Source organism: Streptomyces sp. KL2 (assembly GCF_046529545.1).
GTDB classification, from domain to species: Bacteria; Actinomycetota; Actinomycetes; order Streptomycetales; family Streptomycetaceae; genus Streptomyces; species Streptomyces radiopugnans.
The window spans coordinates 1,380,615-1,392,948 of sequence record NZ_CP127170.1 but is presented as its reverse complement, the minus strand read 5'-3'; the positions used below and the strand labels follow the sequence as shown (position 1 = coordinate 1,392,948).

11 protein-coding genes are annotated in these 12,334 nt (G+C 72.9%); 8 read left to right on the top strand and 3 right to left on the bottom strand.

Annotated features, from left to right (window positions below; translation table 11 throughout):
- Positions 1-42: 42 nt before the first annotated feature.
- A complete protein-coding gene (lexA, locus tag QPK52_RS06275) occupies positions 43-780 on the bottom strand; it encodes a transcriptional repressor LexA (protein ID WP_410540229.1) in 738 nt (245 codons plus the stop codon).
- A 472-nt stretch (positions 781-1,252) separates the two neighbouring features.
- On the opposite strand from lexA, the gene nrdR reads away from it, so the two are divergent.
- Together nrdR and QPK52_RS06265 are read left to right on the top strand one after the other, a co-directional pair.
- Positions 1,253-1,879, top strand: a complete 627-nt coding sequence (gene nrdR / locus QPK52_RS06270) for a transcriptional regulator NrdR (protein ID WP_410536028.1) — start codon at positions 1,253-1,255, stop codon at positions 1,877-1,879.
- A 113-nt stretch (positions 1,880-1,992) separates the two neighbouring features.
- Positions 1,993-4,863, top strand: a complete 2,871-nt coding sequence (locus tag QPK52_RS06265) for a vitamin B12-dependent ribonucleotide reductase (RefSeq protein WP_410536027.1) — start codon at positions 1,993-1,995, stop codon at positions 4,861-4,863.
- Positions 4,864-5,005: 142 nt separating this feature from the next.
- On the opposite strand, the gene QPK52_RS06260 is transcribed toward QPK52_RS06265, so the two are convergent.
- Positions 5,006-5,536 (bottom strand): TerD family protein, encoded by a 531-nt coding sequence (locus QPK52_RS06260; RefSeq protein ID WP_410536026.1) that lies wholly within the window; start codon positions 5,534-5,536, stop codon positions 5,006-5,008.
- A 274-nt stretch (positions 5,537-5,810) separates the two neighbouring features.
- Here QPK52_RS06260 and QPK52_RS06255 point away from each other — a divergent pair, with 274 nt between their 5' ends.
- The 6 genes from QPK52_RS06255 to QPK52_RS06230 all read left to right on the top strand — a co-directional run bounded on the left by QPK52_RS06255 (position 5,811) and on the right by QPK52_RS06230 (position 11,646).
- Positions 5,811-6,611 carry an SDR family oxidoreductase gene (locus tag QPK52_RS06255; protein WP_410536025.1) on the top strand — a complete coding sequence of 267 codons (801 nt, stop codon included), beginning with the start codon at positions 5,811-5,813 and terminating at the stop codon, positions 6,609-6,611.
- Positions 6,612-6,735: 124 nt separating this feature from the next.
- Entirely contained in the window at positions 6,736-7,344 is a 609-nt protein-coding gene (locus QPK52_RS06250; RefSeq protein ID WP_093662682.1) for a YdbC family protein, read from the top strand.
- A gap of 111 nt (positions 7,345-7,455) precedes the next feature.
- On the top strand, positions 7,456-8,178 hold the full coding sequence (locus QPK52_RS06245; protein WP_410536024.1) for a histidine phosphatase family protein: 723 nt from the start codon (positions 7,456-7,458) through the stop codon (positions 8,176-8,178).
- 213 nt (positions 8,179-8,391) lie between these two features.
- A complete protein-coding gene (locus QPK52_RS06240) occupies positions 8,392-10,116 on the top strand; it encodes a DUF4173 domain-containing protein (RefSeq protein WP_410536023.1) in 1,725 nt (574 codons plus the stop codon).
- Positions 10,117-10,253: 137 nt separating this feature from the next.
- Positions 10,254-10,931, top strand: a complete 678-nt coding sequence (locus QPK52_RS06235) for a ribonuclease HII (RefSeq protein WP_410536022.1) — start codon at positions 10,254-10,256, stop codon at positions 10,929-10,931.
- Positions 10,932-11,178: 247 nt separating this feature from the next.
- Positions 11,179-11,646, top strand: a complete 468-nt coding sequence (locus QPK52_RS06230; RefSeq protein WP_410536021.1) for a hypothetical protein — start codon at positions 11,179-11,181, stop codon at positions 11,644-11,646.
- 98 nt (positions 11,647-11,744) lie between these two features.
- Here QPK52_RS06230 and QPK52_RS06225 read toward each other — a convergent pair whose 3' ends face one another.
- A complete protein-coding gene (locus QPK52_RS06225; RefSeq protein ID WP_410536020.1) occupies positions 11,745-12,314 on the bottom strand; it encodes a hypothetical protein in 570 nt (189 codons plus the stop codon).
- Positions 12,315-12,334: the final 20 nt, after the last annotated feature.

Sequence of the window (12,334 nt, the reverse complement as noted above, 5' to 3'; positions counted from 1 at the left end):
CTCCGTGAGGCCGTCTCGTGAGGTCGGCGTGAGGCCGGGGCGTCAGACGCGCCGCAGCACCGCGACGACCTTGCCGAGGATGGTGGCCTCGTCGCCGGGGATCGGCTGGTAGGCGGAGTTGTGGGGGATCAGCCACACATGCCCGTCCTCGCGCCTGAAGCGCTTGACGGTCGCCTCGCCGTCCAGCATGGCGGCGACGATGTCGCCGTTCTCCGCGACCGGCTGGCGGCGCACCGTGACCCAGTCGCCGTCGCAGATCGCCGCGTCGACCATGGAGTCGCCGACGACCTTGAGCACGAACAGCTCGCCGTCGCCGACGAGCTGGCGGGGCAGGGGGAAGACGTCCTCCACCGACTCCTCGGCCAGGATCGGGCCGCCGGCGGCGATCCGGCCGACCAGGGGGACGTAGGAGGCGGCGGGCTTGCCGGTGGTGTCGGTGGTCTGGCTGGTGGGCGCGTCCGAGGCGCGCACCTCGTAGGCGCGGGGCCGGTGCGGGTCGCGCCGCAGGAAGCCCTTGCGCTCCAGGGCCATCAGCTGGTGGGCCACGGAGGAGGTGGAGGACAGGCCGACGGCCTGGCCGATCTCCCGCATCGACGGCGGGTAGCCGCGGCGCTGCACCGAGTCGCGGATCACCTCGATCACCCGGCGCTGCCGGTCCGTCAGCCCGGAGCTGTCGGCACGGATCCCCGGTGGGCGGCCGGGCAGCGAGCGGGCGGGCTTGGCGGCCCCCGCGCCGTTCGCGTCGCCGGACGTGCCGGGAACGGCGTTTGCTTCCTGCACATGATCGGCCCGGCCCCGGGAACTGTCCCGTGGGGTGATGGTGGCGCTCTCTGCGGTGGTGGTCACGTCGGCCCCTCTCAAGCGGTTCTCCCTGGTTGGACAACGGTAGGTGCTTTCGAAAGGTTGCGCCAAACACACGTTCGAGTGAAATTTCGCAGATTAGCTGACGTGATCGATGAGGGCGGTGTATGGCTCGCGGATCGCCTCCGATCACTACGGTAGCCTCTCGTACGTTTGCCGTTCCGGCGTTTCCGACACGCAAGGCGTGTTCGTCGAGCAGCCACCAGATGTAGTGGTTAGATGTTCGGCAGCCACCCAGAAGTTGTGGTCCCCCGGTCCTGAAGAGCGGCGGGCATCACCTATGCTGGTGGCCGCTTCGGGGCCCGCTCGCCGGGTACTCGAACGCGTGTCCAATGCTGTTCTGCTGCGCCGCTCATGCTGCGCCACCGAGGGTGAAGGAGGGTGGGAAGCGATGCACTGCCCCTTCTGCCGGCACCCCGACAGCCGCGTCGTCGACAGCCGCACCACCGACGACGGCACCGCGATCCGCCGACGCCGCCAGTGTCCGCACTGCTCCCGCCGCTTCACGACGGTGGAGAACGCGTCGTTGATGGTCATCAAGCGGAGCGGGGTCACCGAGCCCTTCAGCCGGGACAAGGTGATCGCCGGGGTGCGCAAGGCGTGCCAGGGACGCCCGGTCACCGAGGACGCGCTCGCCAAGCTGGGCCAGCGGGTCGAGGAGGCGGTACGCGCCACCGGGAGCGCCGAGCTGTCCACGCACGACGTCGGGCTGGCCATACTCGGCCCGCTGCGCGAGCTGGACCTCGTGGCGTACCTGCGCTTCGCCTCCGTCTACCGGGCGTTCGACTCGCTGGAGGACTTCGAGGCCGCGATCGCCGAGCTGCGCGGAGAGCGGGCGCCGGCGGGCGGCGACGGCTCGGGCGGAACCACGGCCGCGGGAGCCGGAGACCGCGGCGGAGCCGGGGAGACCGGAGACGGAAGTGACGGCGGGGGCGGACGTGACGGCGGGGGCGGACGTGACGGCGGGGGCGGCGAGAACCCCGCCGCCCCGCCCGCGCCACTGGCCGCCGGAAGCTGAGCGGCCCCGCACGGACCTGACCGGAGCGCGACGTGCTCCGGCCATCGAAACGAACACCACACCCCGGGAAGTGCGGGGTGTGTCAGGGCGTTATGCCTGTACAGGGAGGCGGAATGACAGAGACGACGAGCGACCCGGCACGAGGGTCCCGGTCCAAGGGGACCAAGGCCGGCAAGGGTCTGCGGATCGAGCGCATCCACACCACCCCGGGGGTGCACCCGTACGACGAGGTGGTCTGGGAGCGCCGTGACGTCGTCATGACCAACTGGCGCGACGGCTCGGTCAACTTCGAGCAGCGCGGCGTGGAGTTCCCCGACTTCTGGTCGGTGAACGCGGTCAACATCGTCACCAGCAAGTACTTCCGCGGCGCCGTCGGCACCCCCCAGCGCGAGACCAGCCTCAAGCAGCTGATCGACCGCGTGGTGAAGGCCTACCGCGCCGCCGGCGAGAAGCACGGCTACTTCGCCTCCCCTGCCGACGCCGAGATCTTCGAGCACGAGCTGGCCTACGCCGTGCTCCACCAGGTGTTCTCGTTCAACTCCCCGGTGTGGTTCAACGTCGGCACCGCCCAGCCCCAGCAGGTCTCCGCCTGCTTCATCCTCTCCGTGGACGACTCCATGGAGTCGATCCTGGAGTGGTACAAGGAAGAGGGGATGATCTTCAAGGGCGGTTCCGGCGCCGGCCTGAACCTCTCGCGCATCCGCTCCTCCAAGGAACTGCTCTCCTCCGGCGGCAACGCCTCGGGCCCGGTGTCCTTCATGCGCGGCGCCGACGCCTCCGCCGGGACGATCAAGTCCGGCGGCGCCACCCGCCGCGCGGCCAAGATGGTCGTCCTGGACGTCGACCACCCCGACGTCGAGGCGTTCATCGAGACCAAGGTCAAGGAGGAGGAGAAGATCCGCGCCCTGCGCGACGCGGGCTTCGACATGGACCTGGGCGGCGACGACATCACGTCCGTCCAGTACCAGAACGCCAACAACTCCGTCCGCGTCAACGACGCCTTCATGAAGGCCGTCGAGGACGGGCGGAAGTTCGGCCTGCGCGCCCGGATGACCGGCGAGACCATCGAGGAGGTCGACGCCAAGGCGCTGTTCCGCAAGATGGCCGAGGCCGCCTGGGCCTGCGCCGACCCCGGCATCCAGTACGACGACACCATCAACCACTGGCACACCTCGCCGGAGTCGGGCCGCATCACCGCCTCCAACCCGTGCAGCGAGTACATGCACCTGGACAACTCCTCGTGCAACCTGGCCTCGCTGAACCTGATGAAGTTCCTGCGCGACGACGACGCCGGCAACCAGTCCTTCGACGCCGAGCGCTTCGCCAAGGTGGTCGAGCTGGTCATCACCGCGATGGACATCTCCATCTGCTTCGCCGACTTCCCCACCGAGAAGATCGGCGAGACCACCCGCGCCTTCCGCCAGCTGGGCATCGGCTACGCCAACCTCGGCGCCCTGCTGATGGCCACCGGCCACGCCTACGACTCCGACGGCGGCCGCGCCCTGGCCGGTGCGATCACCTCCCTGATGACCGGCACCTCCTACCGCCGCTCCGCCGAGCTGGCCGCGATCGTCGGCCCGTACGAGGGCTACGCCCGCAACGCCGACGCCCACCAGCGCGTCATGAGGCAGCACGCCGACGCCAACGCCGACGCCAAGCGCATGGACGACCTGGACACCCCGGTGTGGGCCGCGGCCACCGAGGCGTGGCAGGACGTGCTCCGGCTGGGCAAGAAGAACGGGTTCCGCAACGCCCAGGCGTCCGTGCTGGCCCCCACCGGCACCATCGGCCTGATGATGGACTGCGACACCACCGGCATCGAACCCGACCTGGCCCTGGTCAAGTTCAAGAAGCTGGTCGGCGGCGGCTCGATGCAGATCGTCAACAACACCGTGCCCAAGGCGCTCAAGCGGCTCGGCTACCAGCCCGAGCAGGTCGAGGCGATCGTCGAGCACATCGCCGAGCACGGCAACGTCATCGACGCCCCGGGCCTGCGCCAGGAGCACTACGAGGTCTTCGACTGCGCCATGGGCGAGCGCTCCATCTCCCCGATGGGGCACGTGCGGATGATGGCCGCCGCCCAGCCCTTCCTGTCCGGTGCGATCTCCAAGACGGTCAACATGCCCGAGTCGGCCACCGTCGAGGAGGTCGAGGAGATCTACTTCGAGGGCTGGAAGCTCGGCCTGAAGGCGCTGGCGATCTACCGCGACAACTGCAAGGTCGGCCAGCCGCTCTCCGCCAAGAAGAAGGAGGGGAAGGCCGAGGAGCGGCAGTCCGAGGCCGAGAAGGTCGTCGAGTACCGCCCGGTGCGCAAGCGCCTGCCCAAGGGCCGGCCCGGCATCACCACCTCCTTCACCGTCGGCGGCGCCGAGGGCTACATGACCGCCAACTCCTACCCGGACGACGGCCTGGGCGAGGTCTTCCTGAAGATGTCCAAGCAGGGCTCGACCCTCGCGGGCATGATGGACGCCTTCTCGATCGCCGTCTCGGTGGGCCTGCAGTACGGCGTGCCGCTGGAGACCTACGTCTCGAAGTTCACCAACATGCGGTTCGAACCGGCCGGCATGACCGACGACCCGGACGTGCGGATGGCGCAGTCGATCGTCGACTACATCTTCCGCCGCCTGGCGCTGGACTTCCTGCCCTTCGAGACCCGCTCGGCCCTCGGCATCCACTCCGCCGAGGAGCGCCAGCGCCATCTGGAGACCGGTTCCTACGAGCCGGCCGACGACGAGCTGGACGTCGAGAGCCTGGCCCAGTCGGCCCCGCGCCAGGTGGAGCCTCCCAAGGCGGTGAGCAACACCTCCGAGCCGCAGGCCCCGGTCCCGGCGCCGAAGGAGGCGCACAGCTCCACCGAGCTGGTGGAGATGCAGCTCGGCCTCAACGCCGACGCGCCGCTGTGCTTCTCCTGCGGCACCAAGATGCGCCGCGCGGGAAGCTGCTACCTGTGCGAGGGCTGCGGCTCCACCAGCGGCTGCAGCTGACCCGCGGTGCGGCGGGTGTCCTGCGCCGCACCGCGGGGCGACCGGAGGGCGCCGACCGGAGCGGTCGGCGCCCTCCGCGCCGCCCGGTGCCTCCTGCCCCGGCCCGCCGCGCGGCGGGCCGGGGCAGGTACGGGCCGGTACGTCAGACGGGGGCGCCGCCCATCAGACGGATGAACGACTCCGGATCGGCGTCGAACCCGCGCAGGTGCTCACGGAACTCCCAGGCACCCGTGCCGTTGCGGGTGAACTCCGCGACGGTGGCGGCCGTCGCCCCGGACACGCCCGAGAAGTCGTGCTCGGCCAGCTCGACGTACCCCTCCCTGATCCGCACACCGGTGCGCGCTATGTCGCCGAACGTCCGGCGTCCGCTGTGCTGCTGGACCGCCACGCCCACCACCACCCGGGCGTAGGAGGAGGCCAGCCGGCCGAGTTCCAGGGTCATGACCTCGTCGTAGCCGAGCCCCAGGCCGGTCCGGCTGTCCCTGCTGAGGCTGATGGTGCCGTCGGGCGAGCGGCTGTCGAAGTGCACGATGTACGTGGGCTCACCGTGCGGGTCCTCCGCGCTGTAGGTCGCGGCGATGATGTCGAGGTCGTGGGGCGAGGACTCGGAGGGGCTGGGGTCCCACCTGATCGCCACCTCGACCTTCTCCATCCCCTTGTTGGGACTGCTCACCAGGCTCCCCTTCCTAGGAACTGAGCTGCTGCGGGACGCGACCGCCCCCGGGCCGGGGACCGACGCGTGCGGCCGTCGTGACAGCACATCAACTCTCCCGGCTACCAGGCGGTTTGTCCACGGCACCCGGTCTCCGGTCCCGGTGGGTGTTGGGGCGGACGGGCGAGATGCCGTGTCCAGGGGTGCCCGCCCGCCCCGGACGGGGAAGGGACGTCACGGGCGCCGTGGACGGCGCCGCGTCGCTGGCGGCGGGAACGGCAGGGAAGGCGGACGAGTGGTGGAACCCGTGGAGCCCGGAACGGATGCCGAGGCCCTCGTACTGGTGACCGGCGGCACCGGCACACTCGGCCGCGCCGTGGTGCGCGGGCTGCCGGCGCGGGGGCGCGCGGTGCGGGTGCTCAGCCGCCGCCCGCGTCCGGCGGGTGATCACGGACCCTGCCGGTGGGCGACCGGCGACCTGGCCACGGGCGAGGGCGTCGACGCGGCGGTGTCGGGCGCCGGTGTGATCGTGCACTGCGCGACCACGCTCGGAGGCGGCGACGTGGCCGCGACCCGGCGCCTGGCCGACGCGGCGCACCGCGCGGGGAGCCGTCCGCACCTGGTGTACATCTCCATCGTCGGAGTGGACCGGGTGCCGCTCCCCTACTACCGCGCCAAGCTGGCGGCCGAGCGGGTCGTGGCGGAGTCGGGCCTGCCCTGGACCATTCTGCGGGCCACCCAGTTCCACGACCTGATCGCCAGGATCACCGACGCGCAGCGCCTGTCGCCGGTGGCACTGGCGCTGGCAGGGGTGCGCTTCCAGCCCGTCGACGCCGGGGAGGTGGCCGAGCGGCTGGCGGACCTGGCCGTCGGCGAGCCCGCCGGACGGGTGCCCGACATGGGCGGGCCCCGGGTACGCGACCACGCGGAGCTGACCCGGGTGACGCTCAGGGCGCGCGGCCGCCGCCGCCCGGTGCTGCCGCTGCGGCTGCCAGGGGCGGTCTTCCGCGGTTACCGGGCGGGCGGCCATCTGGCGCCGGACCACGCGGTGGGCCGGATCACGTACGAGGAGTACCTGGCGGGTGCGGTGCGGTGAATCGGGGTGCCGCCGGGGCCACCGGGAGCCCGCTGGGGCCCGGCCGCGGCGCAGTCGCCTCCCGGCGGACGCAGAGGGGGCGAAGCCATGCGATCAGTCACCGATATGGCCGTACGATGGCGCGGTGCTGGTCAAGTGGATGCGCTGCACGGTGGTCGACCGACGCGGCTTCGAGAGGGGGCAGCGGAAGTGGGCCGGCCTGCTGGGCGAGCCGGGTTTCCGCGCGCAGGGCGGCGGCTGGAGCCGGTCCCGGCCGGGCGTCGCGCACCTGTTCGGCTTCTGGGAGAGCCGGGCCTTCTACGACTCGTTCATGGCACGCTCCCACGACCGGCTGGCGGCGTCGCAGAACGGCACCTACAAGGACGCCCAGGTCCGGCTGTTCGAGTACCGCTTCGATGTGAAGGTGGGGTTCCGGCCGCAGTTCACGGACGCGGACCTGCTGCGCGTCGCCCACTGCCGGGTGCGCCGCGAGCGCATCGAGCACTACACCCTGATGCAGGAGAAGGTGTGGAACCCGGCGATGGCCGGGTCGCCCGGGATGCTGCGAGGGGTCTTCGCGCAGGCGCAGGCCGAGGACGAGTTCCTGGTGCTGTCGATGTGGGACTCGGCGGCGGAGCACGGCAAGTACCGCACGGAGCGGATCGAGCGGTTGGCGCTCCGTGCCCAACTGGGGGCGGATGTCACGGCGGTCGGCGGGGACGTGATCGACCTCGAACCGTCCTGGACGGTCTGACGCCCCTGTCCCCGCCCCCGCCCCCGCCGGAGTCGGCACCGGAGCCGTTCCGACACCGCCGCGCCGGCTGCGGTTGGGCTGTTGAGCCGCCGCGCGCCTAGGGTGGGGTGCATGGCACGACCCCGGCGCATCGTCCTGGTCCGGCACGGCGAGTCGGAGGGGAACTTCGACGACTCGGTCTACGAGCGGGTGCCCGACCACGCCCTGAGCCTGACCGAACGCGGATTCCGGCAGGCCGAGGCGGCGGGGGAGCGGCTGCGGGCGCTCTTCGGCGACGAGCGGATCTCGGCCTACGTCTCGCCGTACCGCCGCACCCACCAGACCTTCCGCGCGCTGCGCCTGGATCCGACGCGGGTGCGGATGCGCGAGGAGCCCCGGCTGCGCGAGCAGGACTGGGGCAACTGGCAGGACCGCGAGGACGTACGGCGGCAGAAGGCGGCGCGCGACGCGTACGGGCACTTCTTCTACCGGTTCGCGCAGGGCGAGTCGGGTGCGGACGTCTACGACCGGGTGGGGGCCTTCCTGGAGAGCCTGTGGCGCAGTTTCGAGTTCCCCGACCACCCTCCGAACGTGCTGCTGGTGACGCACGGGCTGACCATGCGGCTGTTCTGCATGAGGTGGCTGCACTGGACGGTCGCGGAGTTCGAGTCGCTGTCCAACCCGGGCAACGGGGAGATGCGGACCCTGGAACTGGGAACGGACGGGCGCTACCACCTGGACCGGCCGTTCGAGCGATGGTGCACCCCCGAGTCGTACGCCGGGCCCTACGAGGGGGAGTCCGGGGAGACGTACGGGATGTCCGGGGTACGCGGGCGTCCCGGCAGGCTCCGGTGAGGCGCTGACGCAGCGGCGGGCGGGCACGGCGTCTTCGGCCGGTCGCCGGGCGTACGCCGGGTGCGCTCCCTGCCGCCGCCCTTGTCACCGCTCTGTCACAGAGCGGCGCTCGGGGCGGAGGTGCGCGCCGGAGGCGCACTACGGTGGCGCCCGAGTCGTCGCGTTGATCACCGCAGGGCGGTGGGGGGAAGGCGCGGTGGGGGAGGGGGACCCATGTCCGATCAGCCGTCCGGCGTGCCCGCGGCGAACGAGGCGGATGACACCCCGCGGAAGGCTGCCGTACGGCAGGAGGGCGGGCACGATGATGCCCCGCGCCGGGAGGCCGCCCCCGGCGACGCCGGGCCGCCGCGGAAGTCCGCCCGTACGGCGAAGCAGGACGCCGCCCCGGGCGGACGGCGGTCCGGCGCGCCCCACGGCGCGTCGTCCTGGGCCGCGTACGAGCCTCCGCCCCCGCCCGCCTGGGTGACGGCCGCGAGGCCGGAGGAACCCCCGCCGATCGGCGGGGGTTCCCTCTGGGCCGTGCTGGCCACCGGAACGCTGGCCGGACTGCTGCTCGGTGACGGGCTGGGCCTCAACGTGCTGCTGACCGCCCTGCCGGCCGCCCTGGCCGCGTACCTCGCCGGGCGGGCGGCGGGGCGCGGGATCCACCCGTGGTCACTGGTGTGGGCCGCGGGCGGGACGGCGCTGCTGCTGGTGCCCGCGCTGCGGGACGCGGGGTGGCCGACCTTCCTGGCGCTGGCGGCCGCCCTGGCGACGGGATCGCTGGCGCTGCACGGCACGCGCACCTGGCGCGGGACGCTGATCGGATGCGCCGGTGTGTTCGGCGAGGTCCTGCCGGGCGTCCTCTGGGCCTGGCGCGGGCTGCGCGAGCGGGCGGACGGCTCGCGCGACCGCTGGTGGCCCGTCGTCCGGACGGCCGGTGTCGCGGCCGTGCTGCTGGCCGTCTTCGGTGCGCTGTTCGCGGGGGCGGACGCGGCCTTCGCGGACCTGCTGGCCGGGCTGGTGCCCGAGGTGTCGGTGTCGGACGGGCCGGCGCACGCCCTCCTGTTCGTCCTGGGGGTGGCGGCCGCGCTGGGAGCGGCCCGCACCGCCGCGGCCCCCTGGCGATGGGACCGCGTCGAGGGCGGCCGCGGGCGGCCCCGGGGGCGCGTGGAGTGGGCGCTTCCCCTGGTCGTGCTGAACGGCCTGTTCGCCGTCTTCATCGCCATCCAGCTCGCCGTCCTCTTCGGCGGTTACGACAAGGTGCTCAGCGAGACCGGGCTGACCTACTCGGAGTACGCCCGCCAGGGCTTCTGGCAGCTGCTGACCGTCACCCTCCTGACCCTCGTCGTGATCGCGCTGGCCCTGCGCTGGGCGCCGCGCGGCGCGGCCCGCGACCGCACACTGGTCCGCGCCGTCCTGGGCGTCCTCTGCGCGCTGACCCTCGTCGTGGTGCTCTCGGCGCTGCGCCGCATGGAGTTGTACGTCGACGCGTACGGCCTGACCAGGCTGAGGGTGTCCGTGGCCGGGATCGAGCTGTGGTTCGGCATCGTCATCGTCCTGATCATGGCGGCCGGGGTGTTCGGCGGGCGCTGGCTGCCGCGCGCGGTGGTGGCGAGCGCGGCGGCCGCCGTGCTGTGCTTCGGGCTGGTCTCGCCGGACGGGCTGGTGGCCGAGCAGAACGTGCGGCGCTTCGAGCGCACCGGGCAGATCGACCTGGCGTATCTGCGGGGGCTCTCCGCGGACGCCGTACCGGCCCTGGACACCCTGCCCGAGCCCCAGCGCTCCTGCGCCCTGCGGGACATCGCCCGGAACGTCCTGGACGGGGACAAGCCCTGGTACGCGACCAGTTACGGCGAGACGCGGGCCCGTGCCGTGCTCACCGACCGCCCCGCCGACCGGGCAGAGCTCCCCTGCGGGAGGCTGGACCGGGAGGGGCGGACTCCGGAGTCCCGCTGAACCGCGCCGTGCCGTGCCTGGCCGGGCGGGCCGGGTGGGCTGGGCGGGCTGGGCCGTGCCGTGCGGGGGAGGGGGACGGCCCTCTCCGGCCCCCGGGGAACGCCTGCCGGGCGGAGGGGCGTACCCTGGCTGGCGCCATGCCGTACGAGCCTCCCACCCACCGCGTCGAACGTTCCCTGCGGGCCACCACGGGGGCGAAGGTCGTCGCCGGGATCGACGAGGTCGGCCGGGGCGCCTGGGCGGGGCCCGTCACCGTCTGCGCGGCGGTCACCGGGCTGCGCAGGCCGCCCGAAGGACTGACGGACTCCAAGCTCATCGGGCCCGTCCGCCGCACCGAACTCGCCGGAACGCTCACCGACTGGGTCACAGCCCACGCGCTCGGGCACTCCTCTCCGGAGGAGATCGACGAACTGGGGATGACGGCCGCCCTCCGGCTCGCCGCCGTACGCGCGCTGGAGGCGCTGCCGGTCCGTCCCGACGCTGTGATCCTCGACGGCGGGCACGACTACCTGGGGGCGCCCTGGAGGGTCCGCACGGTGGTCAAGGGCGACCGGTCGTGTGTCCCGGTCGCCGCGGCGTCCGTGATCGCCAAGGTGCACCGGGACTCCCATATGGCCGAACTGGGCGCCGATCACACCGAGTTCGGCTTCGACCGCAACGCCGGTTACCCCTCGCCCGTCCACCGTGCCGCCCTTGAGGAGTTGGGGCCCACACCCCACCACCGGCTGTCGTGGTCGTACCTGGACGCGCTGCCGCGCTGGCGGCACCTGAAACGGGCACGTGCCGAACGGATCGAGCAGATCGGCCTCTTCTGAGCCGAAACCGAATCTTTTTCCGAACCCGCTGGCGCGTTACGCACCGGCGTTTGATAGACAACACCCCATGCCGCACAGCTCCGAGGAGCCCAAGATCCACCCGAATGTCCCCGGCCCCCGCAACACGACGGGTACCGCCCGGGCCCCACAGATTCCCCACCCCTCCGCACCCGTTCCCGGTCCCCGGCCCGGCCCCCGGCCGACGCCGCAGCGGGCCGACCGCAGCCGTCCCGCTCCCGGCAGGCCGGTGCCGACGCGCACCGCCGGGCCCTCGCGCCCTGCGGCGGAGGCAGCGGAGGCGAGGACGGCCCCGGGGAAGGACGCTCCGGGGAAGGACGCACCGCAGATCCAGCTCGTCGATGCCACCGATGCCACCGCGGTCGAGGTCGCGGACGAGACCGTCGACAGGCTGCTCGACGAGGGCCGCTCGCCCGCCGACGTCCTGGTGTTCACCACCGGTGAGCAGCACCCCTGGGCGCAGCACGAACTCACCTTCGGCGAGGACGCCTACTGGCGCCAACAGGCCGAGGGCGAAGACGTCTTCTACGCCCACGCGTCGGCCGCGGACCGCACCACCGGCCGTCCGGTCGTCGTGCTCGCGGTCAACGGCGGGACGGACGAGCAGGCTGCCCGGGCGCTGCCCGCGGCCCTTGCCAGGACGGGGTCGCGGCTGATCGTCTGCGGCGATCCGGGACGGCTGCGCACCCTGCTCTGAACCGGTGCCCCGGCCCGCGGCCCGCGGCCCGGCGGGTCAGCGGGCCGTCGTACCCCGCCGCGCCCCGGACGGTTTCCGGGCCCTGTCCCACGGTCGCCTTACTCCGGGGCCCCGTCTCCCGGGCCTCCGTTTTCCGGCCGTGTGTCCCAGGCGGCGGGGCCGCCGACGTACGGCCGTCGTCCGCCGCGGTCCTCGCCGAGCACCTGCCAGCCGCCACGGGTCAGTGTGATGTACGCCCCGCACCGCAGGCCGTGCAGGATGCAGGCGTCGCGCAGTCCCCACATCCACGCGCCGTCCTCGTCCCTCCAGCCCGGGCCGTCCCCCCGGCAGCACAGCAGGACGGCGGTCCGCGAGGGCCTGCGGCGGCGCAGGTCGTGCGGGACGATCCTGCGCAGCTGGGACAGCAGGACGTTGCGGCACTCCCAGCCGTCCGGAGCGGAGTTGGCCCGGGAGAACGACGCGCTGGCGACGATCCGCTCATCCGGGTCGAGCACCGCGACGACGGAGGTGGCCGGTCCGGGCCGGTGGCGGGTGTGCAGACCGGCGACCAGTTCGCGCGGACTGCGAAGCAGAGGGATCCCGGCGGCGGCCCACTCGGCGGGTTCGAGAGTGCGTCCGGCGCGGGACGGGGTCTCGGCGGGCGGCGGTGAGACGAAGCCGACGGTCATGGTCCTCCCTCCGTGGCACC